The 24,845-nt window shown below is 71.2% G+C and carries 24 protein-coding genes; 15 read left to right on the forward strand and 9 right to left on the reverse strand.

From position 1 onward, the window contains the following. The first annotated feature begins 6 nt into the window (after nucleotides 1-6). Nucleotides 7-798, forward strand: coding sequence for a DUF3027 domain-containing protein (locus L3Q67_RS14515; RefSeq protein ID WP_499189992.1), 792 nt, complete (start codon nucleotides 7-9; stop codon nucleotides 796-798). Continuing rightward, entirely contained in the window at nucleotides 782-3,544 is a 2,763-nt protein-coding gene (locus L3Q67_RS14520; protein ID WP_499189993.1) for a sacsin N-terminal ATP-binding-like domain-containing protein, read from the forward strand. Before L3Q67_RS14515 ends, L3Q67_RS14520 begins: the two co-directional genes overlap by 17 nt. Before the next feature lie 341 nt (nucleotides 3,545-3,885). Here L3Q67_RS14520 and L3Q67_RS14525 read toward each other — a convergent pair whose 3' ends face one another. Beyond that, nucleotides 3,886-4,173 carry a DUF2530 domain-containing protein gene (locus tag L3Q67_RS14525; protein ID WP_499189994.1) on the reverse strand — a complete coding sequence of 96 codons (288 nt, stop codon included), beginning with the start codon at nucleotides 4,171-4,173 and terminating at the stop codon, nucleotides 3,886-3,888. Nucleotides 4,174-4,225: 52 nt separating this feature from the next. On the opposite strand from L3Q67_RS14525, the gene L3Q67_RS14530 reads away from it, so the two are divergent. The 4 genes from L3Q67_RS14530 (at nucleotide 4,226) to L3Q67_RS14545 (ending at nucleotide 8,130) form a co-directional block, all read left to right on the forward strand. Further along, nucleotides 4,226-5,719, forward strand: coding sequence for an NCS2 family permease (locus tag L3Q67_RS14530; RefSeq protein ID WP_499189995.1), 1,494 nt, complete (start codon nucleotides 4,226-4,228; stop codon nucleotides 5,717-5,719). Nucleotides 5,720-5,756: 37 nt separating this feature from the next. Next, a complete protein-coding gene (locus L3Q67_RS14535) occupies nucleotides 5,757-6,188 on the forward strand; it encodes a MarR family winged helix-turn-helix transcriptional regulator (RefSeq protein ID WP_499189996.1) in 432 nt (143 codons plus the stop codon). Nucleotides 6,189-6,325: 137 nt separating this feature from the next. Further along, nucleotides 6,326-7,546 carry an MFS transporter gene (locus L3Q67_RS14540; protein ID WP_499191536.1) on the forward strand — a complete coding sequence of 407 codons (1,221 nt, stop codon included), beginning with the start codon at nucleotides 6,326-6,328 and terminating at the stop codon, nucleotides 7,544-7,546. A 56-nt stretch (nucleotides 7,547-7,602) separates the two neighbouring features. Further along, on the forward strand, nucleotides 7,603-8,130 hold the full coding sequence (locus L3Q67_RS14545; protein ID WP_499189997.1) for a hypothetical protein: 528 nt from the start codon (nucleotides 7,603-7,605) through the stop codon (nucleotides 8,128-8,130). 238 nt (nucleotides 8,131-8,368) lie between these two features. Here the strand turns inward: L3Q67_RS14545 and L3Q67_RS14550 are convergent, their stop codons facing one another. The 4 genes from L3Q67_RS14550 to L3Q67_RS14565 all read right to left on the reverse strand — a co-directional run bounded on the left by L3Q67_RS14550 (nucleotide 8,369) and on the right by L3Q67_RS14565 (nucleotide 12,303). Further along, complete coding sequence (locus L3Q67_RS14550) at nucleotides 8,369-8,992, reverse strand: superoxide dismutase (protein WP_499189998.1); 624 nt, start codon at nucleotides 8,990-8,992, stop codon at nucleotides 8,369-8,371. 182 nt (nucleotides 8,993-9,174) lie between these two features. Further along, complete coding sequence (locus tag L3Q67_RS14555) at nucleotides 9,175-9,846, reverse strand: biliverdin-producing heme oxygenase (RefSeq protein ID WP_499189999.1); 672 nt, start codon at nucleotides 9,844-9,846, stop codon at nucleotides 9,175-9,177. Between the two features lie 70 nt (nucleotides 9,847-9,916). Beyond that, on the reverse strand, nucleotides 9,917-10,519 hold the full coding sequence (locus L3Q67_RS14560) for a TetR/AcrR family transcriptional regulator (RefSeq protein ID WP_499190000.1): 603 nt from the start codon (nucleotides 10,517-10,519) through the stop codon (nucleotides 9,917-9,919). Nucleotides 10,520-10,806: 287 nt separating this feature from the next. Beyond that, complete coding sequence (locus tag L3Q67_RS14565; RefSeq protein WP_499190001.1) at nucleotides 10,807-12,303, reverse strand: glutamate--cysteine ligase family protein; 1,497 nt, start codon at nucleotides 12,301-12,303, stop codon at nucleotides 10,807-10,809. Between the two features lie 218 nt (nucleotides 12,304-12,521). On the opposite strand from L3Q67_RS14565, the gene L3Q67_RS14570 reads away from it, so the two are divergent. Next, the gene (locus tag L3Q67_RS14570; RefSeq protein WP_499190002.1) at nucleotides 12,522-13,331 is read left to right on the forward strand and encodes a TrmH family RNA methyltransferase; all 810 of its coding nucleotides are present in this window, start codon (nucleotides 12,522-12,524) and stop codon (nucleotides 13,329-13,331) included. 38 nt (nucleotides 13,332-13,369) lie between these two features. Further along, nucleotides 13,370-13,930 carry a DUF2537 domain-containing protein gene (locus L3Q67_RS14575; protein ID WP_499190003.1) on the forward strand — a complete coding sequence of 187 codons (561 nt, stop codon included), beginning with the start codon at nucleotides 13,370-13,372 and terminating at the stop codon, nucleotides 13,928-13,930. A 59-nt stretch (nucleotides 13,931-13,989) separates the two neighbouring features. Here L3Q67_RS14575 and L3Q67_RS14580 read toward each other — a convergent pair whose 3' ends face one another. The 4 genes from L3Q67_RS14580 to L3Q67_RS14595 form a co-directional block, all read right to left on the reverse strand. Next, nucleotides 13,990-14,124, reverse strand: a complete 135-nt coding sequence (locus L3Q67_RS14580) for a hypothetical protein (protein ID WP_499190004.1) — start codon at nucleotides 14,122-14,124, stop codon at nucleotides 13,990-13,992. 1 nt (nucleotide 14,125) lies between these two features. Then, nucleotides 14,126-15,007, reverse strand: a complete 882-nt coding sequence (gene sepH / locus L3Q67_RS14585) for a DUF3071 domain-containing protein (RefSeq protein ID WP_499190005.1) — start codon at nucleotides 15,005-15,007, stop codon at nucleotides 14,126-14,128. A 218-nt stretch (nucleotides 15,008-15,225) separates the two neighbouring features. Next, a complete protein-coding gene (locus tag L3Q67_RS14590; RefSeq protein WP_499190006.1) occupies nucleotides 15,226-16,377 on the reverse strand; it encodes a sensor histidine kinase in 1,152 nt (383 codons plus the stop codon). After that, complete coding sequence (locus L3Q67_RS14595; RefSeq protein ID WP_499190007.1) at nucleotides 16,374-17,033, reverse strand: response regulator transcription factor; 660 nt, start codon at nucleotides 17,031-17,033, stop codon at nucleotides 16,374-16,376. The genes L3Q67_RS14590 and L3Q67_RS14595 overlap by 4 nt, the downstream gene beginning before the upstream one ends. Nucleotides 17,034-17,167: 134 nt before the next feature. On the opposite strand from L3Q67_RS14595, the gene L3Q67_RS14600 reads away from it, so the two are divergent. From L3Q67_RS14600 to serC, 7 genes are all read left to right on the forward strand, one after another. After that, nucleotides 17,168-17,695, forward strand: coding sequence for a hypothetical protein (locus tag L3Q67_RS14600; protein ID WP_499190008.1), 528 nt, complete (start codon nucleotides 17,168-17,170; stop codon nucleotides 17,693-17,695). A gap of 9 nt (nucleotides 17,696-17,704) precedes the next feature. After that, nucleotides 17,705-18,802: an efflux RND transporter periplasmic adaptor subunit gene (locus L3Q67_RS14605; RefSeq protein WP_499190009.1), complete on the forward strand. Its 1,098-nt coding sequence runs from the start codon at nucleotides 17,705-17,707 to the stop codon at nucleotides 18,800-18,802. Continuing rightward, nucleotides 18,799-19,491: an ABC transporter ATP-binding protein gene (locus L3Q67_RS14610; protein WP_499190010.1), complete on the forward strand. Its 693-nt coding sequence runs from the start codon at nucleotides 18,799-18,801 to the stop codon at nucleotides 19,489-19,491. Before L3Q67_RS14605 ends, L3Q67_RS14610 begins: the two co-directional genes overlap by 4 nt. Nucleotides 19,492-19,550: 59 nt before the next feature. Further along, entirely contained in the window at nucleotides 19,551-20,684 is a 1,134-nt protein-coding gene (locus L3Q67_RS14615) for an ABC transporter permease (protein WP_499191537.1), read from the forward strand. Between the two features lie 310 nt (nucleotides 20,685-20,994). Beyond that, a complete protein-coding gene (locus L3Q67_RS14620; protein ID WP_499190011.1) occupies nucleotides 20,995-22,161 on the forward strand; it encodes a glycosyltransferase family protein in 1,167 nt (388 codons plus the stop codon). Nucleotides 22,162-22,166: 5 nt separating this feature from the next. Continuing rightward, the gene (locus tag L3Q67_RS14625) at nucleotides 22,167-23,519 is read left to right on the forward strand and encodes a serine hydrolase domain-containing protein (protein WP_499190012.1); all 1,353 of its coding nucleotides are present in this window, start codon (nucleotides 22,167-22,169) and stop codon (nucleotides 23,517-23,519) included. 12 nt (nucleotides 23,520-23,531) lie between these two features. Further along, entirely contained in the window at nucleotides 23,532-24,659 is a 1,128-nt protein-coding gene (serC, locus tag L3Q67_RS14630; protein WP_499190013.1) for a PLP-dependent aminotransferase family protein, read from the forward strand. Nucleotides 24,660-24,845 lie beyond the last annotated feature (186 nt).

Consider the following 24,845-nt stretch of genomic DNA (forward strand, 5'->3'; position numbering starts at 1 on the left):
GACACCATGACGCTGCTGCTGACGTTCGACGACGGTTCCTTGCGGGAGTCCCTGGTCGAAGCCGTCGAGCTGGCTCGCGCGGCCGCCGAGCGGGACGGAGGGGCCGAGCAGGTGGGGGCGCACGCCGGCGTCGAGCGCGAGGACGCCGTGTCCATCACCCACCTGTTCGAGGCACACGTGCCCGGGTACCGCGGCTGGCGCTGGTCGGTCACGGTGGCCACCGCGGGGGCCGGCGAGCCGGTGACGGTGAGCGAGGTCGTGCTGCGACCAGGGCCGGAGGCGCTGACCGCGCCCTCGTGGATCCCGTGGGAACGCCGCGTCCGCGCCGGTGACCTCGGTGTCGGGGACATCTTCCCGGCCGACGAGAACGACCCCCGACTGGCTCCGGGTTACCTGGCTTCCGACGACCCGGCGGTGGAGGAGGTCGCGCTCGAGGTCGGGCTCGGCCGCGTGCACGTGCTGTCGCGCTACGGCCGCGAGGACGCCGCCACCCGCTGGCACAGCGGTGAGTTCGGCCCCCGCTCGGACATGGCGCGCAGTGCGCCGGGGTCCTGCGGCACCTGCGGGTTCTTCCTGCCGCTCGCCGGTTCGCTGCGAGCCGGGTTCGGTGCCTGCGCCAACGACATCTCCCCGGCGGACGGGCACGTGGTCGACGTGGAGTACGGCTGCGGCGCGCATTCGGAGATCCGCGTCGAGGTGACCTCGTCGGTGCCGGTGGCCGAACTGGTCTACGACGACTCCATGCTGGACACGACTCCGGCGGAGGAAGAGAATCTCGCGAGTGACAAGTCCGAGTGACCCCTTCGGCACCGAGAGCATCCGCACCCCCGTACTGACCGCCTGGCGAGATTCGCCGACGAGGTTCACCGAGGACACGAACACCGAGCGCGACCTGCGCGTCGGTGGTTATCGGGACCGCCTGTTCGTCGAACTGGCGCAGAACGCCGCCGACGCCGCCAAGCTGGGCGGCAGGCCCGGCACGCTCCGGGTGTCCCTTGTGGACGGTGAGCTGCGGGTGGCCAACACCGGTGCGCCGCTGGACGCGCCCGGCGTCGCCTCGCTGGCTTCGCTGCGGGCGTCGTCGAAGGGCGCGGGCCTGGTCGGGCAGTTCGGTGTCGGCTTCGCCGCCGTGCTGACCGTGACCGACGAACCGCGCGTGGTCTCCAGGCCGGGCGGGATCCGGTTTTCCGCCGCGCAGACGCGTGCCGAAGCCGGTCGTGAGGGCGAGGTGCCGGTGCTGCGGCTGCCGTGGCCCACCGAGCCGGACGAGCCGCCGCTGCCCTCGGGTTTCGACACCGAGGTCCGACTGCCCTTGCGGTCCGATGTGGACGGTCCGGCGCTGCTGGCGGAGCTGGACTCCGCCGCCGAGGACCTGCTGCTCGCCCTGCCGTGGCTGAACCGCGTGGAACTCGACGGCCGGGTGTGGCTGCGTTCCGAGGTCGCCGGGGCGCTGGTGATCACCGCGCCCGACGGCAGGACCCGCCGCTGGCTGACGCACGGCTCGCTGGACATCGACTGCGTCTGGGCGGTGCAGGTGCTCGCTTCGGGCGAGCCGATCCCGCTGGAGTCGAGCGTGCTGCACGCGCCGACGCCCACCGACGAGCGGTTGTCCCTGCCCGCGCGCCTGATCGCGGCGATCCCGATCGAGCCGTCGCGGCGCCGGGTGCTGCCGGGGCCGGGCGTGCGACCGGCGCTGGTGGCCGCCGCGGCCGCGTACCCGGGACTGGTGCGGAAGATGCACGCGGAGTACCGGCCCGCGCTGGTGCCGGCCGCCACCTTCCCCCTGTCCGAAGTGGACACGACGCTGCGGGAGCTGATCACCACGCGGCTGCGTGAGGACGCCTGGCTCCCGGCGGCCGAGGGCGACGACCTGACCGGCGGCCGGGCGCGCGTGCTCTCCGCCGAGTCGCCGAAGCTGGTGAAGATGCTGGCCGAAGTCGTGCCGGGGTTGATCTCGCTGTCCGGACCGAAGGTGCAGCGCGCCCTCGCGCCGGTCGGGGTGGAGCCGATCTCCCTCGCGCAGGTGATCGAGCAGATCACCGGCATCGCACGCGAACCGTCGTGGTGGCGCGAGCTGTACGACCAGCTGCTGCCGCTGCTCGAAGCGCACACGGTGTCCGCAGAGGAGCTCGGCGGGCTGCCGGTGCCGCTGGTCGACGGCCGCACGCTGCCCGGTCCACGCGGTTCACTGCTCTTCGGTGCCGCCGACGACCTGCTCGAACTGCTCGCCGAGGCCGGTATCGGCGGCCTGCGGCTGGTGCACCCCGACGCCGCGCACCCGCTGCTGGAGCGGTTGGGTGCCAAGCAAGCCGAAGCCCGCGACCTGCTGGAGTCGCCCGCCCTGCGGGACGCCGTCGAGCGGGGTGCCGAGGGCTCGGACGTGGTGCCGCTGGCCGGGGCCGTGCTGCGACTGGCCTACGAGGCACCGGTCGACTGGCTGGGTTCGCTCGTGCTGCCCGCCGAGCACGGCTGGCGCCGGGCCGAGGAACTGGTGTTGCCGAGTTCGCCGTTGCTGAAGATCTTCGACGCCGACGCGATCGGCGAGGACGCCCCGCTGGACGTGCTCGACGCCGACTTCGCCGAGGACTGGCCCGCCGATGTGCTCACCGGTGCGGGCGTGCTGGACACCTTCGTGCTGCAGGACGACGAGGACGAGCCGGAGGTCCGCGACCTCGACCTGGTCGCCGACGACCGCTGGCCGGACGCGCTGCGCCTGCTCGCCGCGCGGCCGAACACCTGGCGCGTGCTGGCCCGGCCGGACAGCCGGACCGCGCGGTGGCTCGCCGTGCACGCCGAACTGGCCGGGCGCGCGCCCGCGGAATGGCGGATGCCGTCCGCGACCACGCTCGCCGGGCTCTACGACCCGGTGCCGGACGTGGACCTGCCGGACGAGGTGCTGCTCGCCGCCGGGGTGCGCACGACCCTGGCCATCACCGACGCCGACGACGTCGCCGAGCTGATGGACCGGCTCGCGGACGCCTCGCGCGAGGTCTCCCCGGGCTTGGCGGCGCGGGCGCACACGGTCTTGGCGGACGCCGAATTCGCGGACGACTACGTGCCTTCGCGAGTGCGGGCGCTGGACGGTTCGGTGTGCGACGCCGAGGACGCCGTCGTGCTCGACACGCCGTGGCCGCTCGGGGTGCTGCCCGCGTCGCGGGTGGTCGCCGCGCTACCGGGGGCCGAGCGGGCGGCGCGGCTGGCCGACCTGCTCGACCTGCCGCTCGCCGCGGAGAAGGTCGCCGAGGTGCGGGTGGACAGTGAAGGCGAGCTGATCCCGTGGCGGGAACTGGCCGCCGTGGTGGTGGTCGCCGACCTGCTCGGGCTGGAGCTACCCGAGGGCGGGGTGCACATGCACGAGGAGCTGACCGTGGCCCACGGCGGCGCCTCGGTGGCCGTGCCATGGTGGTTCGACGGCGGCCTGCACGCGGCCGACACCTCGGAGGGCCTGGCACGAGCGCTCGCCTGGGCGATGGACCGCTGGGACGACCGGCACACCATCACCGCCTTCCTGGACGAACCCACCGCCGAAAGCCTGCACGCCTGACCCTCACCGAGCCCCACACCCAAACACCCGAACCCCACGTTCGTGCAGCCGAGTTCCACACTCGTGCAGATGAACCCCGCGTTCGCTGCATCCGGCGGGACACGAATGTGGCTTTGGGGGCCGAATCCGCCCCGAAAGCCACATTTGTGTCCCATGGGGCTTCGCCTCGGGACTTGGCTGGCGCGGGCGCCTGAGGGTGGGACTCGGCTGGCTGAGTGTGGGACTCGGCTGCCCGAGTGTGGAACTCGGCTACCTGAACGTGGGACTCGGCTGCGGGAACGTGGGGTTCGGCTGCGGGAACGTGGGGGTCGGTTGCGCGAACGTGGGGGTCGGCTGTGGGGTCAGGCGGCGCGTTGGGCGGATTTGGAGCCGCGGCGGAAGGCGGCGCGTTGCCAGGTCATGATGCCGAGGCCGATGAAGCCGAGGCCGACGCCGGCCGCGCAGGTCCACAGCCACACGTCCGAGCTTGTGCCGTTGACCAGTTTCACCACGAGCAGCACCACGAAGGCCAGCGACCACAACCCGGTGCCGGCGACCACCACGGGCCAGAGCGCGATCCAGCGCTCCGGTAGCTCCGGAGTGTGCTGAAACCCGCTCTTTACCCCGCCGGAATTGATCGATTCGGCCACGTCAGGCAGGGTACCCGGCGTCGGCATCACAGCGGAGGCAGGGAAACCCGGGATGAGAAGCGATACTGGCGCGGAGCGCTCCGTTGAGGGTGGCGGCGGGCGACGGGCGGGCAAGATCGACGGCTTCTTCAAGATCAGTGAACGCGGCTCCACGCCGGGCCGCGAGGTCCGCGGCGGCGTGGTCACGTTCGTCACGATGGCCTACATCGTGGTGCTGAATCCGCTGATCCTCGGCAGTTTCTCCGCCGACGACGCCGGCGCGCACAAGGACGCCTTCGGCGCCATCCTCCCGGTCGGGCAGGTCGCGGCGGTGACCGCGCTGGTCGCCGGGGTGATGACCATCCTCTTCGGACTGGTGGCGAACTACCCGTTCGCCATCGCCACCGGCCTCGGGGTGAACTCGCTGGTCGCGGTCACCATCGCGCCGCAGATGAGCTGGCAGGCCGCGATGGGCCTGGTGGTGGTCAACGGCCTCGTGGTGCTGCTGCTGGTGGTCACCGGGGTGCGGACGATGGTGTTCAACGCGGTGCCCGCGCCGCTCAAGGCCGCCATCGCCGTCGGCATCGGCTTGTTCATCTGCCTGATCGGCCTGGTCGACGCCGGGTTCGTGCGGCGGGTGCCGGACGCGGCGAAGACCACCGTGCCGGTCGGGCTCGGCATCGACGGCTCCATCGCTTCTTGGCCCACCGCGGTCTTCGTGTTCGGCCTGGTGTTCACCGGCATCCTGGTGGCCAAGAAGGTGCGCGGCGCGATCCTGATCGGCGTGCTGACCGCGACCGTGGTCTCCATCGCGCTGGAGGCCATCGTCGACGCCGGGCCGTCGCAGGGCACCAACCCGCGCGGCTGGAACCTCGGTTACCCGGGCCTGCCGGACAACGTGCTCGGCGTGCCGGACCTGTCGCTGGTCGGCGAGTTCAACTTCGACGCGTGGGTGCAGATCCCGGCGATCTCCGCCGCGCTGCTGGTGTTCACCCTGGTGCTCACCGACTTCTTCGACACCATCGGCACGATGACCGGGCTGGGCAAGGAAGCCGGCGTGATCGACAAGGACGGCCAGTTGCCGGGTGTGGGCAAGGCGCTGTTCGTGGACAGCGCCGCGGCCATCGCCGGGGGAGCGGCCTCGTCCAGCTCCAACACGGTCTTCGTGGAGTCGGCGTCGGGCATCGCCGAGGGCGCGCGGACCGGGCTGGCGAACGTGGTCACCGGACTGCTCTTCCTGGTCGCCATGTTCTTCACCCCGCTGTACGAGGTGGTGCCGGTGGAGGCCGCCGCGCCCGCGCTGGTGATCGTCGGCGCGCTGATGATCCGGCAGGTCACCGAGATCGACTTCGGCGACTTCTCCATCGCCCTGCCCGCGTTCCTGACCATCGTGGTGATGCCGTTCACCTACTCGATCGCCAACGGCATCGGTGCCGGGTTCGTCAGCTACGTGCTGATCCAGCTCGCCACCGGCCGGGCCCGCCGGGTGCACCCGCTGATGTGGGTGGTCGCGGTCGCGTTCGTGATCTACTTCGCGCTCGGTCCGATCCGGGCGGTGCTGGGCTGAGCTACGCCGCCCGGCGATCGTGAGGTATGCTAACTATATGCCCGACAGTGTGCAGGATCGGTCGCTCGCGAGCCGCCTGCGCCTGTCCGTCGTCCGGTTGAACCGGCGGCTCCGGGCGCAGAGCGCGACCGAGACGATCTCGCTCACCCAGATCTCGGCGCTGTCCACGCTGCACAAGTGCGGGGCGCTGACCCCGGGGCAGCTGGCGGCCAAGGAGGGCGTGCAGCCCCCGTCGATGACCAGGGTGATCGCGGCGCTCGAGGAGCTGGGGCACGTCGAACGGCGGCCGCACCCCACCGATGGCAGGCAGGCCATCGTGGAGCTGTCGGAGACCGGGCTGGCCTACATCCGCCAGACCATCTCCGTGCGGGAGGCCTGGCTGGACGCGCAGTTGGCGGAACTGAGCGGCGAGGAGCGCCAAGTGCTCTCCCACGCCGCCGAGATCATCGACAGGATGGCGGGGAACTAACAGCGGTGCCGAGGAACCTGGGTAGCGAAGCCGAGTCCACTCCCGCGACGACAGCTACCCGGGAAGCGGTACCCCTTCCCGCGACCGCCCCACGCCGGTCCGGCACGTTCAGCTCGCTCAAGGTCCGCAACTACCGGCTGTTCTTCAGCGGCCAGGTGATCTCCAACACCGGCACCTGGATGCAGCGCATCGCGCAGGACTGGCTGGTGTTCACCCTCAGCGGCAACGACCCGGTCGCCCTGGGCATCGCGGTCGGCCTGCAGTTCACCCCGATCCTGTTCCTCTCGCTGTGGGCCGGGGTGCTCGCCGACCGCGCGGACAAGCGCAAGCTGCTGCTCGGCCTGCAGGCCGTGGCCGGCACGCAGGCGCTGGTGCTCGGCATCCTGGACATCACCGGCGTGGTCGAGATGTGGCACGTGTTCGTGCTGTGCTTCGTGCTCGGCTGCGTGGCCGCGGTGGAGGTGCCGACCCGGCAGTCGTTCGTGGCCGAGATGGTCGGCCGCGAGCACGTGGCGAACGCGGTCGCGCTGAACTCCACGATCTTCAACATGGCGCGGATCGTCGGGCCCGCGATCGCCGGTTTCGTGATCGTCTGGGTGGGCACCGGCTGGCTGTTCCTGGCGAACGCGGTGAGCACGCTGGCCGTGCTCGCCGGACTGCTGCTGATGAACCCCGACAAGCTCTTCCGCGGGCCGCGGGTGGAACGCGCGAAGGGACAGCTGCGCGAGGGCCTGCACTACGTGCGGCGGCGGTCCGACCTGATGACCGTGATGGTGCTGGTGTTCTTCGTCAGCACCTTCGGCATCACCTTCTTCACCTCGCTGGCGATCGTGGCCGCCAACGTGTTCGGCACCGAGGCCGACGGTTACGGCCTGCTGTCCACGCTGCTCGCCGTCGGCACCTTCACCGGGGCGCTGATGTCGGCCAGGCGGGGCTCACGCGGGCGCCCGCGCGTGCGGGTGCTGCTGCTCTCCGCGTTCGCGCTCGGCCTGCTGGAGGTCGTCACCGGGTACATGCCGACCTACTTCGCCTTCGGCATCGCGCTGATCCCGCTCGGCTACGCCACCATCACCTTCCTGAACACGGCGAACGCGCTGGTGCAGACCGCGGTCAGCCCGCAGATGCGCGGGCGCGTGATGGGGCTGTACGTGCTGGTGCTGGTCGGTGGCAACCCGATCGGCGCGCCGATGACCGGCTGGATGGCCGAGGCCTTCGGCGGCCGGTCGCCGTTCATCATCGGTGGCGCGATCTCGGCGTTCGCCGCGCTGGTGTGCGCGGTGATCCTCGTGCGCCGCGGCGGGGTGAGCCTGCCGCGGCGGCGCTTCCCCGGGCTGCGCGTGCTGGACCGGCGCGCTTAGCGAACGCGTAGCGGGCGGCGGCACGCTTCTCGGTGAACTCATCACTGGGAGGAAACATGCAGCTCAACAAGTTCGGCCGGGCGCTGGTCTTCGCCGCGGCGCTGACCTTCGCCGGGACCGCGGGCACGGTGACGGCCTCGGCCGACCAGGCTCCGCCCGCCGACCTGTACAGCGAGATCACCGCCGCGGACATCGCCGACCCGACCGCGCTGCTCGGCCCGGAGGCCGACGGCGGCTTCGAGGCCGCGCAGACCGCCAACGGCGCGATCAACTGGTTCAAGAACCGCGAGGGCAGCACCGCGTACCAGGGCTACTGCGAGCGCGCCGTGCGCCTGGCCTGGAACCGCAGCACCCACCACGCGAGCGCGATCGCGCACTGGCGGTCCTCCGACGGCGCCCGCCGCACCACCGGCACCCCGCCGCGCGGCGCCTTCGTCTTCTGGAACATCTCGGCATATGGGCACGTCGGCCTGGCCGACGGCAGCGGTGGCGTGTGGGCGACCAGCGTGAACGGCAAGATCGGGCACGCCAGGCAGGGCTACTTCGCGAACTACCTCGGCTGGAAGCCGGGCAACAGCAACTGACCCTTGCGCGGACGAATCAGGTTAGGCTAACCTCAACTCGTCCGCTTCGTGGTGGGAGCGGCAGTCAGTTCGGGAACGAACGAGGCCTCGCGACCGGGAACCCCGGGAGCGGGGCCTCGTTCACGTCCGGGGTGCCCGTCAGTCAGTGCGATCCACTGTCCACAATGGACTAGCACGCTCGGCTGCCGACGAAAAACGGGGCCCTCCGGCAGGAGAGCCCCGTTCGGCGGACCTTCGTTCAGGAAAGCAGCAGGCCGTTGCCACCGGCGACGGCGTTGTCGAACCGCTTGCTGATCTCGGCCCAGTTGAAGATGTTCCACAGCGCCTTGACGTAGTCCGGCTTCACGTTCTTGTAGTCCAGGTAGAACGCGTGTTCCCAGACGTCGACCAGCAGGATCGGCGTGGTCGGCAGGATCAGGTTGTTGTGGTGGTCCCGCAGCTGCTGGGTGATCAGCGTCTTGCCGATCGGGTCCCAGGAGAGCGCACCCCAGCCGTTGCCCTGGATCGTGGTGGACACGGCGGTGAACTGCGCCTTGAACTTGTCGAACGAACCGAACGCCTCGTCGATGGCGGCGGCCAGCTCGCCGGTCGGCTTGTCGCCGCCTTCCGGCGACAGGATCTTCCACCACACCACGTGGTTGGCGTGCCCGGCCAGGTTGAAGGCCAGCGTGGTCTCGAGCCCGACGATGGAGCCGAAGTCGTCGGCTTCACGGGCGGCCGCGAGCTTGTCCAGCGTGTCGTTCGCGCCCTTGACGTAGGTCGCGTGGTGCTTGCTGTGGTGCAGCTCGTTGATCTCGCCGGAGATGTGCGGGGCGAGGGCGCCGTAGTCGTAGTCGAGGTCGGGAAGCTCGTAGCGGGCCATCGGCCCTCCTTCTTCTTGATCGACGCAGGTTGTACTGGCGCTGCCAAACCTAGTGCCATTCACCAGGCCGGGGCGAGCTGGGTCGCCCGCTGGGACACCGCCTCCGGTGGCGGTACCCCGGGGGGCCGCCGCTGTAAACCCAGCCTCCTACCTCGAGCTAGGTGGAGGTCAACGCGGTGTGATCAGGCCGACTCGAGTCCGGCCAGGTCGGCCAGGTCGGCGAGCGCGGCGATGTTGAGCTCGAAGGCGAGCAGTGTCTCGTCGATGATCCGCCGCCGTTCCTCCACACCCCACGGTGCCGCGTCCAGCAGGGCGCGGTAGCGCTTGCGGAAGGCGCTGGGGCTGCCTGCGCTCTCGAAGTCGTAGAACAGCGCGCCGGGACCGGTGACGCCGTAGGTCTTCTTGAGCAGCGCGCGCACCACCTGGCCGCCGGCGAGGTCGCCGAGGTAGCGGGTGTAGTGGTGGGCGACGTACCCGCCCGGCCAGTCGGCCATCCGGCCCAGCCGGTTGACGTAGGCGGTGGTCGCGGGCACCGGCTCGATCTTGTCGGTCCAGTTCTCGCCCAGCAGGAACGCCAGGTCGGCTTCGAGCGCGGGCAGCCGCCGCAGCTCGTCGATGACGAAGTCGCCGCCGACCGGGTCGCCCGCCATGGCGTCGGTGACCTGCTCCAGCGCGCGGTAGATGAAGAAGTACTGGGCGGCGAGCAGGCCGTAGCCCTCCAGCGTGAGCGACCCGCTGAGCAGAGCGTCCATGTAGCTGGAGTGGTGGGCGCGCTCGTGCACGGCCTTGGTCGAGCCGCGGAGGGATTCGGAGAACGGGCGCAGGGCCAGTTCCTCGGTCACCGGTGCTGTCATGGGACGCCCTCCTGACGATCTGACAACCTGTCAGAAAGAGCGTAGGTCACTCCGGCCGGTAAGGCGAGCCTTATTTGCCGGTTTTGACCCCGACCGCACGCAGGATGAACCGCACGGCGCCGGCGATCGCGGCGTCCAGCTGCTCGGCGGGCACGTCGATGATCTGGCGGCTGGCCAGCGCGGAGGTGATCATCGGGATGAGGATGTCGGGGTCCTCCTCTGGCAGCCGCCCGGCCGCCATGCCGTCGGTGAGGATGGTGCGCAGCCGCCCGGTGATCGGGTCGGCGTGCGCGGCGATGCGCCGGTAGGACGCCGGGCCGAGCGTGGTGGCCAGCGCGCCGCCGGGGGGCAGGTGGTACTCGGACAGCGCGCGCAACTGCAGCCGGACGAACACCGCCAGCTGGTCCACCGGGTCGCTGGCCGCGTCCACCGCGGCTTCCAGGCGCCGCACGTACTGCGCGGCCTCCTCCTCGACGAAGGCGACGAGCAGGCTCTCCTTGTCCGGGAAGTGGTTGTACATGGCGGTGCGGCCCAGCTCCGCCTCGGCAGCCACCCCGGCCAGCGTGATCGCGTCGAAGCCGCGCTCGTAGAGCTGGTTGCGCAGGGCGGTGAACACCCGGGCACGCACCTGCTCGCGGTGGGCGTTCAGCGAGCCACCGATGATCTTGGGCATCCGACCTCCCGGGAAGCGGCCCATTCTATCCCGGCGGCCCGCCGGTCGGCGCTAGTCGCTGTCCTGCACGCCACGGTCGCGCTCTCCGCGCCCAGGCGGCCAATGCTATGAGTGGGGCATTACTTGCGCCCTCCCGTCGCCCGCCGCCACCCTCAACGGAGCTGCGCGCTGTCTTGGAATGCAAGTAATGCCCCACTCATAGCAATCGAAGTGGGCTCAGTCGACCGAGGGGCCGCCAGGAATCACCTGGATCACGAAGCCCATCGACCAGACATGCAGGACAGCGCCTAGTCACCGGGCCAGGCGTGCACCGGCTCTTCGGTCTGCGCCAGGTCGAGGTAGCGCGCGAGCATGCTGGCCAGTGCGGTGTCCCGGTCGGCTCCGCGTTCCTCGGCGCGCTGCACGTGTTCGCGTTGCCAGCGGGCGCCGGTGCGCCGCGTCAGGCAGCGCTGCTCGATGACGCCGAGGTACCGCTCTCTGGCCACATCGGACACTTCCGACTGCCGCAACCCCTCGTGCGCGAGCGGGAGCAGGATGCGCAGCACCAGTTCGTCCGGCGGGATCCAGCCGATGCCCGGCCAGTACAGCTGGGCGTCGAGCCCGCTCCTGGCGCCCGCGTACAGGTTCTCTTCGGCTGCCTGGAAGGACATCTGGGTCCAGACCGGGCGGTCGGCTTCGGCCAGTGCGCGCTGGGCGCCGTAGAAGAACGCCGCGTTCGCCATTGTGTCGAGCACCGTCGGCCCGGCGGGCAGCACCCGGTTTTCCACGCGCAGGTGCGGTTTTCCGTCGACCACGTCGTAGACTGGCCGGTTCCAGCGCCAGACCGTGCCGTTGTGCAGGCGCAGTTCGCTCAGCTTCGGCGCCTGCCCGGATTCCAGCGCCTCAACCGGATCCTCGGCATCCGTTTCCGGCAGCAGCCCGGGGAAGTAGCGGACGTTCTCCTCGAACAGGTCGAAGATCGAGGTGATCCACCGCTCGCCGAACCACACCCGCGGTCGCACGCCCTGGTTCTTCAGCTCCTCCGGCCGCGTATCGGTGGCCTGCAGGAACAGCGGGATCCGCGTTTCGTGCCAGAGCGCCTTGCCCAGCAGGAACGGCGAGTTCGCGCCGAGCGCGACCTGCACGCCCGCCAGGCACTGCGCGGCGTTCCAGTGCGGGGCGAACTCCTCCGGCGAAACCTGCAGGTGCAACTGGACCGAGGTGCACGCGGCCTCGGGCAGGATCGACTCCGCGTAACTGCGCAGTCGCTCGGCCTGCTGCCCCGGCAGCGCGGTGCCCTCCATCGACAGCACGGTCTGCTCGCCGCGCGCGGCGAAGATCTGGTCGTTCAGCAAGGAATAGCGCGCGTTCGGCGTGAGCCACTTCTCGTCGAAGTGGTCGTGCGTCAGCGTCGGCAGGATGCCGATCGCCGCCAGGTGCGAGTGCTTCTCGCGGGCCTTGGCGCCGGCCCTGGTGAGGTACGACCGGAGCTCGTCTTCCAGTTCCAGCGCGGAATCCCCGGCCAGCGGCCGGGGCGGCACGTTGAGTTCGATGTTGTGCTGGCCCAGTTCGGTGGTGAACGACGGGTCGTCCAGCGCTTCGAGCACCGCGGCGTTGGTCATCGCCGGGCGCATCTTGCCGTCCACCAGGTTCAGTTCGACCTCGAGCCCGATGTGCTTGCGGGGGAAGGAAAAACTCCCGTCCGAGAGCATTCGCGCGAGGGTGTCCAAGCAGCGCTGGACTTTGCGCCGGTAGCGCCCGCGGTCGCGGGGGTTGAACGGGTCCGCTGACACGTCCTTGCCCATGCCCATCCCTGTTCTTTCCGGCCGAGGCCGCCCGAGTCCTGTGGTGGTTTGCCAGCCCGGCGGACAACCGTTGCACAGCCCCTGCAGATGAGCTAGGCCCAAAGCGGTGCTGTGAGTTACCTTTCCTTAACTATCCGCGATAATCATCCGTTTGCACTAGACCGCCGTGGTCGTTCGGCCCACCTCGGGGTGGGACGAGCGGATGGCAGACTCGCCGGGTGGCGCACACCATTCACATCCATGACCCGGCAGATCCCCGGTTGGACGACTTTCGAAACCTTTCGACCGCGGATCGGCGGCCGGATCGCCCCGGTGGCCGCGGTTTCGTGATCGCCGAGGGCACGGTGGTGGTGCGCCGGCTGCTCGAATCCGCTTACCCGGTACGGGCGTTGCTCGGTGTTCAGCGGCGGATCGAGGAGTTGACCGACGAGCTGGCGCCCGCCGAGGTCCCCGCGTACGTCACACCGGCGGAAACGATGGCCGACGTGGTCGGGTTCCACCTCAACCGCGGGGTGCTCGCCGTCGCGGACCGGGCACCGCAGCCGGATGCGCGTGAACTCGTCGCGCGGGCGCGGAAACTGGCGGTGCTCGAAGGCGTCGGCGACCACGAGAACCTGGGCTCGATCTTCCGCAACGCGGCGGCGCTCGGCATCGACGGCGTGCTGATCGGGCCGGGGTGCGCCGATCCGCTGTACCGCCGCAGCGTGCGGGTGTCCATGGGCAACGTGCTGCGGGTGCCGTTCGCACGGCTGGAGCCGTGGCCGGACGGCCTGGGGCTGCTGCGGGAGAACGGCTTCCGCGTGGCCGCGCTGACCCCGCGTCCTGGCTCGGTGGACCTGCGTGAGCTGCGTGCTCCGGCGCTAGAGCGGGTGGCCGTGCTGGTCGGTTCCGAGGGGCCGGGGCTGACCGAGGAAGCACTGGCCGCGGCCGATCTGGCGGTCCGGATCCCGATGGCCGAGGGCGTCGACTCGCTCAACGTGGCCACCGCCGCCGCCGTCGCGTTCTACGAACTCGGTGGCGCTCGGTAGGTTTGGGGCGGGACGGACGAAGATCAGGAGGCCGGCGCGTGGAGTTGCGGGTCCGTGGTGAGCGCGCGGTGCTGGGCGAGGAGGTCGACCCGCACCAGGTGGCGCTCGGCGCCGACCTCGCCGACGCGCTGCACGAGTGGGCCAGGGTCGCCGCCGCCGTCCGCCGCTCCAGCCCCGACCGCGAGGCCGCTGCGGTGGTGTCGCAGCGCGGTCGCCAGCTCGCCGGGAGGGTGGCCGAGGTGATGGGCACGCCGGTCTACTACGTCGACCCGGTGACCGATGCGGGCTCGGTGATCCCTCCTCCGGAAGCGCTAGTCCGCGAGCCGCGCCCGCCGGAGCCGACGCCGTGGGCCACCGGGCTGACGGTCGCCGCTTTCGTCGCGGTGGTGGTCTTCGTCGCGATGCTCGCGCTGGCGCGGACGCTGGCCGCGGAGACGAGCGGCTTGCTGGCCTTCGTCGCGGCGGTACTGGTCTCGGCGGGCCTGGCGCCTTCGCTGTGGCTGGGCCGGAAGCTGCCGATCGTGCGGTGGGTGGTGCTGGGCGCCGCCGGGGGACTCGCGTTCTCGTGGATCGGCGTCCTGGCGGTCGTGTTCGGTTAGGCCGGTGTCACGAATGTGGCTTTTCGGGACGTTTTCGTCCCGAAAGCCACATTCGTGCATCAACGGTCGTTTGACTCGTCGTCCGGTTCGGCTGGGTCGATCAGCTCGCGCACGCCGCCGGTGTACCCGCCCCCGACCGGACCTTCTTCCTCGGCCGGGTCGAGCGGTTCGTCACCGTTCTCGGGTTCGGTCAAGTCAACCCCGCGAGGAGCGGACTCCGAGCAGGACGTCCTCCCAGGCGGGTACGGCCGGCCTGCCCTTCTTCTTGGGCGGGCGTGGCGTCGCCTTGGCGGATTCGACCTGCTCCTCGACCCCGGGCAGCGGCAGCCCGCCGTCACCGGCGGCGACCGCGGCCGTCTCACCGGCGACCTCGGGCACTTCCGCGACCGGGGTTTCGGCCACCTTTTCCGCTTCGACGTCCAGCGCGGGCTGCTCTTCCTCCACCGGCGCGGGCGCGGACGGCCTGCCGAGCGCGTCGACCGCGCGCAGCGACCGGTAGGCGTTCGGGTCCATCAGCGCCTGGGCGTTCTCGTCCAGCGCGGAGACGGTGCCACCGTGCGCACCCGGCGCGAAGCACCAGTGCGCGCGGTTGTCCGAGCGGCCGGTCTGCCAGTTCAGGCACACCACCCACTTGCCGTCCTCGCCCTTCCACGAGTCCCAGCTGGCGCCGGTGTAGTCCTGGCCGAACACCCCGAAGGCGTAGGCGACCACCTCACCGAGCGTCTGCACGTCGGGCCCGTCCTCGCGGACCGGGTGCGCGGCCTGGGCCATCTCCGCCGTGCGCGAGCGCTCCAGCAGCACCGGGTAGGCGAACCGCTCCACCCGCGCCACGGGGATGCCCCCGCTGGTGGCGACCTGCTCGACGGATTCCCCGGCCCGGATCCGGGCCTGGATCTCACGTGGACGCATCTGGCTCTCCAGCTCGATTTCGATCTGCCCCAGCCGCGTGATGTCACCGCGGGCAGCGGCCCGCAGGCGTTCGTCGGCGGGCAGCAGGAAGCGCTCACCACGGGCCGTGTCTTCGCACACGATGGACCGGCCGTCCTCGTGCAGCCCGACCACCCTCAGCGCTCGCACCTTCCTCGCCTCCCCGCTGCTCTCCACTCCGTCAAACCGTGGCCGAAATCGCTGAACCCTGTACCGCACGAGGCTCACTCGTGTGGGTGTCCAGGCTACTTCGGCGCGTCGGCTTGACGTGGTAGGCGCGCCGATGCTTGTGCCATCCGTTCGACATTGCCGGTGGAGATCTTGCCGAAGTCCGGCGATCCCCGCTCGCCGACACGCGGAGTGATGGGTCATCTCGATTCCGGTAACCAGACCCCCACCACGAGTCCGCCGGATTCGGCGGGCTGGGCGTAGACGCTCCCGTCGTGCGCCTGGGCGACCGAACGCACGATGGACAGGCCCAGTCCGGCGCCCGACGCGCCGCTGGTGCGGTCGTGGTCGAGTCGCCGGAACGGCTCGAACAACGCGGGGATGGCGTCGGCGCGGATCACCGGGCCGGTGTTCTGCACGGTCAGCGCGGGGTTCCGGCCGATGCGCAGGTGGACCGCGCCGCCGGGCCGGTTGTAGCGCACGGCGTTCTCCACCAGGTTCGTGACCAGGCGTTCCAGCAGCACGGGATCACCGGCGACGGTCCGCTCCGCGTCCTCGATGGTGACCGTGACCTCGTGTTCCCCGGCCTGCGGGCCGAGCGCGCGCACCACGTTCGCCGCGACCTCGCCGAGCTGAACCGGCACCCGGCTCGGCAGCCCCCGATCGCTGCGGGCCAGCGTGAGCAGGCCTTCGATCATCCGCTCGCTGCGCTCGTTGGTGTGCAGCAGGTGCTGCCCGAGCCGCCGCACCTGCGGGGTGACCTCCGGATCGGCCAGCGCCACCTCGATCAGCGTGCGCTGCACCGCGAGCGGGGTGCGCAGCTCGTGCGAGGCGTTGGCGACGAACCGGCGCTGGCTGTCGAACGAGCCCGCGAGCCGGTCGAGCATGCGGTCGAAGGTGTCGGCCAGTTCCTTCAGTTCGTCGGACGGGCCGTCGAGGTTGATCCGGCGGTCCAGGTTCTCCGCGCCCAGCCTGCGTGCGGCCGAAGTGACCTCGTGCACCGGCCGCAGCACCCGGCTCGCGGTCAGCCAGCCCAGCAGCACGGCCAGGCCGACGGCGATCACCAGCGCGATGCCCGACTGCAGCAGCAGGGTGGCCAGCGTCGAGGTGCGGTACTCGGCCAGCGAGGTGCTGACCAGCTCGACCGCGGGGCCTGCCTGGGTCACCACCGTGTCGGTGGGGCCCGTGGGCATGCGGGCGGCCACCGCGGCGCTGGCGAACTGTTGCGTGGCCGGCAGCGTGGCGCTGACCAGCAGGTAGTTGATCAGCAGCAGGATGATGCCGGTGACCAGGAACAACCCGCCGTACAACGCGGTCAGCTTGGTCCGGACGGACAGCCGCAGGCCGCTCACGAGCCGAACCGGTAACCGGCGCCGGGCACCGTCTCGATCAGCCCGGGCACCCCGAGCTTGCGGCGCAGGGTCATCACCGCCACCCGGACGGCGTTGGTGAACGGGTCGGCGTGCTCGTCCCACGCCTTCTCCAGCAGCTCCTCGGCGCTGACCACCGCGCCCTCAGCCCGCATCAGCACTTCCAGCACGGCGAACTCCTTCGGTGACAACGGCAGGAATCGGCCGTCCCTGGCGGCCTGGTGGCGCGGGAGGTCCAGCACCACGCCACCGCCTTCGAGCACCGGGGGCAGCGCCGGACGGGCCCGCCGCGACAGCGCCTGCACCCTGGCCACGAGTTCGGCGAAGGCGAACGGCTTGGTCAGGTAGTCGTCGGCACCGAGGCCGAGCCCGGTGACCCGGTCCTCCACCTCGGCCGCCGCGGTCAGCATCAGCACCCGCGCCACCCCGCCGCTGCCCAGCACCGCGCGGCACACGTCGTCGCCGTGCACCACCGGCAGGTCGCGGTCGAGGACCACCACGTCGTAGGCGTGCACCCCGATCCGCTCCAGCGCCTGCGCGCCGTCGTAGCAGACGTCCACCGCCATGGACAGCCTGCGCAGTCCCTCGGCGACGGTGTCCGCCAGCAGCCGTTCGTCCTCGACGACGAGCACCCGCACCCAGGCCTCCCTGTTCTCTTCGTCCGCACAGTTTCCGCCAAGGGGGGATAAGCGGGAGATAAGCGACTTCGCTTAACGGGCGCAGACCGCCGGATCCGTAGAAATCCGTCCACGGTTACCAGTGAGGAGACGGCATGAGGTTCAGGTACGGACTGGTGCTCGTGGTGGCGGCGCTGTCGCTGGCCGCCTGCGGGGGTGAGGACCCCGGCGGGGACGGCGTGGCCAGCCTCGACGGCACGAACACGGGGAACAGCCAAGCCCCGGCCGAGGCGGACGACGAGTTCACCCACGACGAGCAGCTGGCCTTCGCACGCTGCATGCGGGACAACGGCGTGGACATGCCGGACCCGGTGGACGGCAGGATGGTCATGGAAGCCGCGGGACCCGACGAGGCCCCGAAGATGGAGAAGGCGCACAACGCGTGCCGCCACCTGCTGCCCAACGGCGGCGAGGTGAAGCCGCCGACCGCCGAAGAGCTGGACCGGATGCGGCAGACCGCCCAGTGCTTCCGCGACCACGGCATCGACGTGCCCGACCCGGATCCGGCGAACCCGGGGCTGGCCATGCCCGGTGGTGACCCGGAGGACCCGAAGACCAAGAAGGCCTTCGAGGAGTGCTCGGGCGGGTCCGTGCCGATGATGCACACCGAGCCGGGGGAGTGAGCGGCCGCTGTGACGGAGATCGAACAGGTGCGCCGCAGCCGGCGCACGCGGTGGCTGCTGGCGGCGCTGGCCGGGGTCGCGGTGCTCGGCACCGGCGCGGTCGTGGTGGTGGCGCGGGTGGCGGCGGGCTCGGCCGACGAGGGGCCACCGCCCGCGGCACCGGTGGAAACGGCGGAGATCACCAGGGGTGACCTCGCCGAGCAGGCGAAGGTGGACGGCACGCTCGGCTACGGCGCCGAACGCGAGGTGGCCGGGCGCAAGCCGGGCACGATCACCTGGCTGCCCGGTGCCGGTGAGGTCGTCGACCGCGGGGAGCCGGTGTACAAGGTGGACGACAAGCCGGTGCCGCTGTTCTACGGCGTGGTGCCGTTCTACCGCGAACTCGGCGAGGGCGCGGGCACCGGCCCGGACGTGAAGGTGCTCGAAGAGAACCTGCGCGACCTCGGGTTCGGCGGTTTCGGCAAGCCGGACGAGAAGTTCACCGCGGCCACCGCGACCGCGGTCCGCAAGTGGCAGAAGTCGCTGGAGCAGGAGCAGACCGGCAAGGTCGCGCCCGCCGACGTGGTGGTGGACAGCGGCGCGCTGCGGGTGTCCTCGGTGAGCGCGAAGCTCGGCGGCGAAGGCACCGGGCCGCTGCTCAAGGCGACCGGCACCGAGCGCGTGGTCACCATGGAGGTCGAGGTGGCCAAGCAGGGCATGTTCAAGACCGGGGACAAGGTGGACCTGTCGATCGCCGGGGGCAAGCAGGTCAAGGGCACGGTCTCGGCCATCGGCACCGAGGTGGAGGCGGACTCCGGGGACGAGAACGCGCCGGGTGCCGAGGAGAAGCCGAAGGTCGCCGTGACGGTCACGCTGGACGACCCGGCCACCGCGGGCTTCGACGCCGCGCCGGTCGAGGTGGTCGTCACCACCGGGCAGCGCGAAGGCGTGCTGGTGGTGCCGGTCGGGGCGCTGCTCGCGCTCGCCGAGGGCGGGTACGCCGTCGAGGTCGTCGAAGGCGCGCAACGGCGGCTGGTGGCGGTCGATCCCGGGTTGTTCGCCGGGGGCAAGGTGGAGGTCAGCGGGGACGGGCTGGCCGAGGGCACCAAGGTGGTGACCACCTCATGACGCCGGTGCTCGCCGTGCACGCCGCCGGGCGCACGTATCCCGGCGGGGTACACGCGCTCCGCGAAGTTTCGCTGTCCATTGAGGACGGTGAGATGGTCGCCATCGCCGGGCCGTCCGGGTCCGGCAAGTCCACCCTGCTGCAGTTGATGGGCACGCTCGACCGGCCGAGCACCGGCCGGATCGAGGTGGGCGGGCTGGACGTGGCCGACCTGTCCGACCGGCAGCTGTCGGCCTTGCGCTCGCGCTGGATCGGGTTCGTGTTCCAGCAGTTCTTCCTCAACGACGGGGTGTCCGCCGTGGACAACGTGGCCACCGGGCTGCTGTACGCGGGGGTGCCTCGGCGGCGTCGCAAGGAGATGGCGCTGGCCGCGCTCGACCGCGTGCACCTGGCCCACCGGGCCGGGCACCTGCCGAGCGAACTGTCCGGCGGGGAACGGCAGCGCGTGGCGATCGCCAGGGCCGTGGTCAACCGCCCGCTGATCCTGCTCGCCGACGAACCCACCGGGAACCTCGACACCGGCAACGGCGCGTCGGTGCTGCGGTTGCTCGCCGAACTGAGCGACGACGGCACCACGGTCGTGCTGATCACCCACGACCGCGACATCGCGGCCGGGGTACCCCGGCGGATCGAGGTGCTCGACGGCACGATCCGGCTCGACACCGGCACCCCGGCCGGAGCGCTGCGGTGAAGCCGCCGACGCCCTCCCGGCTCGGCCCGGTCGACCTGCTCTCGCTGGGTTCCCACGGCATGCGCACCCGGCCGTTGCGCGCGGTGCTCTCCGCACTGGGCATCGCGATCGGCATCGCGGCGATGGTCTCGGTGCTGGCGATCCCGGAGTCCAGTGCGAAGGCGCTGCGGGAGCAACTGGCCGCGCTGGGCACCAACCTGCTGCGCGCCGAACCGGGGCAGACGTTCTTCGGCGAGGACGCCGTGCTGCCGGACACGGCCGTGCCGATGGCCGAGCGGATCGGGCCGGTGCTCGGCGCGGCCGCGACCGGCAACACCGGGAAAACGGTGCGCCGCACGGACAAGGTCGCCGAATCGGAAACCTCGGGACTGTCCGTTCAGGCCGCGAACCCGGACCTGCTCGGCCTGCTCGGGGGCACGCTGAAGGCCGGTGAGTTCCTCGGCGCGGCCAACGCCGACTACCCGGTGGTGGTGCTCGGCTCGGTCGCGGCGACCCGGCTCGGGATCGACCGGATCGACGCCCAGCAGCGGCCACAGGTCTGGATCGGCGACCGCTGGTTCACCGTGATCGGCATCCTCGACCCGATGCCGCTGGCCGCCGAGATCGAGCGCGCGGTGCTGGTCGGCTGGACCGCCGCCCAGCGCCACCTGAACTTCGACGGGCACCCCAGCACGGTCTACGCCAGGGCCGAAGAGTCGCGTTTGGACAGTGTCCGCCAGGTGCTGGCGGCCACGCTGAACCCGGCGCACCCGGACGAGGTCAAGGTGAGCAGGCCGTCCGACGCGATCGAGGCGCAACGGCTGACCGAGAACACCTACAGCGCGTTGTTCCTCGGCCTCGGCGGGGTCGCGTTGCTGGTCGGCGGGGTCGGGGTGGCCAACACCATGGTGATCTCGGTGCTCGAACGCCGCCGGGAGATCGGCCTGCGCCGGGCGCTCGGCGCCACCCGGAGACAGGTGCGCGGGCAGTTCCTCACCGAATCGATGCTGTTGTCCGCGCTCGGTGGCGCGTGCGGGGTGCTGCTCGGGGTACTGGCGACCGCGGGGTACGCGCTGAGCCAGGACTGGCCTGCGGTACTTCCGGTACCCGCGCTGGTCGGCGGGGTCGGGGTGGCGGCTGTCGTCGGGGCGGTGGCTGGGGCGTACCCGGCGATGAGAGCGGCCCGGTTGCCGCCGACGGTCGCGCTGGCTTGAGCTTGTTTGAGGTGGGGATCCGCCCCGGTTTTTGATTGTGACTACGGCGAAGACCTCGATGTCAAGGCGGGAGGGATGCCTTGACATCGAGGTCTTCGCCGTGTTTTTGGCTGTGGACCGGGGTGGGGTGGGGGGTCTGGGCGGGGTGCTCCTGCTGGGTACCCGGGCGCGAGTTGTGATGGTGGGGGCCTGGCGGCTGGCGAGTGCTATGAGTGGGGCATTACTTGCGTTGGATGCGAGTAATGCCCCACTCATAGCATTGGGACGGAGGGATGGCGGCGGGTTGGGCGGGCTCGTGTTGGATGTCCGGGTGACGCGCAGGTTGGAATCCGGCAGCACGGGCCGCCGTACGCTGGTCGGGCTGGTGGCCGTCGAGCTGGTGCTGCTGGCCGTGGTGCTGGTGTGGAAGCGGCTCGACGGGCTCGATCTGGACGTCTACCGGATCGGTGCCGAGGCCTTCTTCACCAGCGGCGATCCGTACGGCCCGCTGCCGCCCACCCGCAACGGGACCTGGCTGCCGTTCACCTACCCGCCGTTCGCCGCGATCGCCTTCGCGCCGTTGCTGGTGATCCCGCTGGACGTGGCGCTGGTGGCGATCACCGTGGTCGGCGTGCTCGCGCTCGGCGTGGTGATCGCCCTGAGCCTGGCCGGCTACCAGCCGAAACTGCTCGCCGCCGGCGCCGCGGTGCTGGGCGTGCAGGCGGTCGCGCTGATCAGCGAGCCGGTGCGCGCCACGCTCGGCTTCGGCCAGATCAACCTGCTGCTGATGGTGGTGGTCGCGGTCGACCTGCTGGCCACCCGCCGCTCGCGCGGGCTGCTGCTCGGCGTGGCGGCCGCGGTCAAGCTCACCCCGGCCGCTTTCGTGCTGTTCTTCCTGCTGCAGAAGGACTTCAAGGCGGCCGCGCGCGCCGTGGTGGCGTTCGCGGGGTGTGCGCTGGCCGCTTGGCTGGTGGCGCCGTCGGCCTCGGTGCACTACTGGACCGAGCTGGTCTTCGCCGGTGAGCGGATCGGCGACCCGGGGTACATCGGGAACCAGTCGTTGCGCGGCATGATCGCGCGCTTCGGCTTCGCGACCGGGACGCAGACGGTCCTCTGGGCGGGCGCTGTGCTGGTCACGCTGGCCGTGACCGCGCTGGTCATGCGACGCGCGCTGGCGGCTGGGAACCCCGTGCTGGCGATGTTCGCCTGTGCGCTCGGGGCGCTGCTGATGTCGCCGGTGTCCTGGACGCACCACTGGGTGTGGAGCGGCCCGATCGTCGGACTGCTGGTGCTGCTGGCCGTGCGGGACCGCGACCGGGTGCGGCAGGTGGTGCTGCTGGTGCTCGCGGCGTTGTCGGTGTACGTCTTCCTGGACAGTCCACTGTGGAACAACCGGGACGTGTGGCCGCTGCGCGAGAGCTACGTGCTGCTCGGGGCGCTGCTGCTCGCCGCGATCGCGTGGGTCGCTCGAACTTGTCGGACCCCGCGGGCAGAATGACGGACATGTTGCCAACGACCGAGTTCGCCCTGCTCCGCCGCCTCGCCACGGAGCAGTCCGCCAACCGCGCGCCCTCACTGGTCGCGGCCATCGTCCGCGACGGGGAGATCGCCTGGTCGGGCGCCCGCGGCACGGTCGGCGACGAAGCACCGGACGAGGACACCCAGTACCGCCTCGGCTCGATCACCAAGTCGATCGTGGCCGCCGAGGTGCTGCGCCTGCGTGACGAGGGCAAGCTCGACCTGACCGACGCGCTGGACAAGCACGTCCCCGGCACCGCGCTCGGCGGGCAGACCGTCGCGCAGCTGCTGTCGCACACCGGCGGCGTCACCGCCGAGTCGCCCGGTTCGTGGTGGGAACGCAGCCCGGGGGCCGACTTCGCCGCGCTCGACGCGAGCCTCGGCGCCGACGAGATCAAGCTGCGTCCCGGCGCCCGGTTCCACTACTCCAACGTCGGCTACGGCCTGCTCGGCGAGCTGGTCTCGCGCCTGCGCGGCACCAGCTGGCTGGACGCGCTGAACACCGGGATCCTCACCCCGCTCGGCATGACCAGGACCACCCCCCACCCCGAGGGCAAGCACGCGCGGGGCTGGGCGGTGCACCCGTTCGCCGACGTGCTGCTGCCCGAGCCGTCGCCGGACGCCGGCGCGATGGCGCCCGCCGGGCAGCTCTGGTCCACCGTCCGCGACCTGGCGACGTGGACCGCCTTCGTCGGCGGCCGCACCGGCGAGGTGCTGCGCCCGGAGACCGTCGCCGAGATGCGCGAGATGGCCGCCGTCGACGACGGTGACGCCTGGAGCTCCGGGTACGGCCTCGGCCTCCAGGTGCTCCGGCACAACGGGCGGCGGCTCGCCGGGCACACCGGGTCGATGCCCGGCTTCCTGGCCGTCACGCTGATCGACCCGGCCACCCAGACCGGCGTGCTGGCGATGGCCAACTCGACGGCCGGCGTGGCGATCATGTCGCTGGCGCTGGACCTGCTGACCATCGCCGACGAGTACGAGCCCCGGCTGCCCGCCGAGTGGCGGCCGTCCGAGGTCTCGCCGGAGCTGCTCGCGATGACCGGGCTCTGGCACTGGGGCCCGAGCCCGTACCACCTGCGTGTCCTGCCCGGTGGCTGGCTGGACCTGAGCCCGGCGAACGGTGCGGGCCGCGCGTCGCGGTTCCGCCCGCAGCCGGACGGCACCTGGGTCGGGCTCGACGGGTACTACACCGGCGAGACGCTGCGGGCGGAAAAGGGGCCGGACGGCACGGTCACGCACCTCGACCTCGCCACGTTCGTGTTCACCCGCACCCCGTACGACCCGGCGGCCCCGGTGCCCGGCGGGGTGGACCCGAAGGGTTGGCGGATCGGGTGAGAGACTGCGCACATGACCGACGTCGCAGCGTTGACCATTCCGGAAGACCTCAAGCCCGCTGACGGCCGCTTCGGCTGCGGGCCGTCCAAGGTGCGCGCGGAGCAGCTCGCCCACCTGGCCGCCGACGGGGCGGCCCTGCTGGGCACCTCCCACCGCCAGAAGCCGGTGAAGTCACTGGTCGGCCGGGTGCGCGCGGGGTTGAGCGAGCTGTTCTCGCTGCCCGAGGGCTACGAGGTGGTGCTGGGCAACGGCGGCACCACGGCGTTCTGGGACGCGGCCGCGTTCGGCCTGGTCCGTGAGCGGGCGCAGCACTTCACCTACGGCGAGTTCTCCTCGAAGTTCGCCACGGTGACCAAGGGCGCGCCGTTCCTGGCCGACCCGATCGTGGTCAAGTCCGACCCGGGCACCGCGCCGGAGATCGCCTACCAGGCCGGGGCGGACCTGGTCGGCTGGGCGCACAACGAGACCTCGACCGGCGTCGCGGTGCCGGTGCGCCGTCCGGAAGGCAGCGAGGGCGCGCTGGTCGCGATCGACGCCACCTCGGGCGCGGGCGGCCTGCCGGTCAAGGCCGAGGACTTCGACGTCTACTACTTCGCGCCGCAGAAGTCCTTCGCCTCCGACGGTGGCCTGTGGCTGGCCCTGATGTCGCCCGCCGCGGTCGAGCGGGTCGGCGAGATCGGCGGCTCGGACCGGTGGGTGCCGGAGTTCCTGTCGCTGACCACGGCGCTGGACAACTCGCGCAAGGACCAGACGTACAACACCCCCGCGGTGGCCACGCTGTTCCTGCTGGCCGACCAGATCGAGTGGATGCTGGGCAACGGCGGTCTGGAATGGACCACCTCGCGCACGGCCGAGTCGTCGACCCGGCTGTACCAGTGGGCGGAGAAGACCTCGTACACCACGCCGTTCGTGTCCGACCCCGCGCTGCGTTCGCAGGTGGTCGGCACGGTGGACTTCAACGACGAGGTGGACGCCTCCGCCGTCGCGAAGGTCCTGCGGGCCAACGGCATCGTGGACGTGGAGCCGTACCGGAAACTGGGCCGCAACCAGCTGCGCGTCGGCATGTTCCCGGCCATCGACCCGGACGACATCACCAAGCTCACCCAGTCCATCGAATGGACCGTCGACCACCTCTCCTGAGGCCCGACCCCCACACTCAGACACCCGAGTTCCACACTCAGGCACCCGAGTTCCACACTCACGCACCTGAACTCCACACTCGCGCACCTGAGTCCCGCACTCGGGCGGGCCCGAATGTGGGGTTCGGGCTCGCGAGTGTGGAACTCGGGTGCACGAACGTGGGGTTCGGGTGCCTGAGTGTGGTGG

The sequence above is a fragment of the Saccharothrix sp. AJ9571 genome, assembly GCF_021725495.1.
In the GTDB taxonomy this organism is placed as follows: Bacteria; Actinomycetota; Actinomycetes; order Mycobacteriales; family Pseudonocardiaceae; genus Amycolatopsis; species Amycolatopsis magusensis.

Coding starts and splice junctions, on each gene's coding strand:
- serC (WP_499190013.1), top strand. CDS start 23,532: ATGACCGACGTCGCAGCGTTGACCATTCCGGAAGACCTCAAGCCCGCT.
- L3Q67_RS14560 (WP_499190000.1), bottom strand. CDS start 10,519: ATGCCCAAGATCATCGGTGGCTCGCTGAACGCCCACCGCGAGCAGGTG.
- L3Q67_RS14565 (WP_499190001.1), bottom strand. CDS start 12,303: ATGGGCAAGGACGTGTCAGCGGACCCGTTCAACCCCCGCGACCGCGGG.
- L3Q67_RS14625 (WP_499190012.1), top strand. CDS start 22,167: ATGTTGCCAACGACCGAGTTCGCCCTGCTCCGCCGCCTCGCCACGGAG.
- L3Q67_RS14615 (WP_499191537.1), top strand. CDS start 19,551: ATGCGCACCCGGCCGTTGCGCGCGGTGCTCTCCGCACTGGGCATCGCG.
- L3Q67_RS14545 (WP_499189997.1), top strand. CDS start 7,603: ATGCAGCTCAACAAGTTCGGCCGGGCGCTGGTCTTCGCCGCGGCGCTG.
- L3Q67_RS14555 (WP_499189999.1), bottom strand. CDS start 9,846: ATGACAGCACCGGTGACCGAGGAACTGGCCCTGCGCCCGTTCTCCGAA.
- L3Q67_RS14515 (WP_499189992.1), top strand. CDS start 7: ATGACGCTGCTGCTGACGTTCGACGACGGTTCCTTGCGGGAGTCCCTG.
- L3Q67_RS14550 (WP_499189998.1), bottom strand. CDS start 8,992: ATGGCCCGCTACGAGCTTCCCGACCTCGACTACGACTACGGCGCCCTC.
- L3Q67_RS14535 (WP_499189996.1), top strand. CDS start 5,757: ATGCCCGACAGTGTGCAGGATCGGTCGCTCGCGAGCCGCCTGCGCCTG.
- L3Q67_RS14530 (WP_499189995.1), top strand. CDS start 4,226: ATGAGAAGCGATACTGGCGCGGAGCGCTCCGTTGAGGGTGGCGGCGGG.
- L3Q67_RS14610 (WP_499190010.1), top strand. CDS start 18,799: ATGACGCCGGTGCTCGCCGTGCACGCCGCCGGGCGCACGTATCCCGGC.
- L3Q67_RS14600 (WP_499190008.1), top strand. CDS start 17,168: ATGAGGTTCAGGTACGGACTGGTGCTCGTGGTGGCGGCGCTGTCGCTG.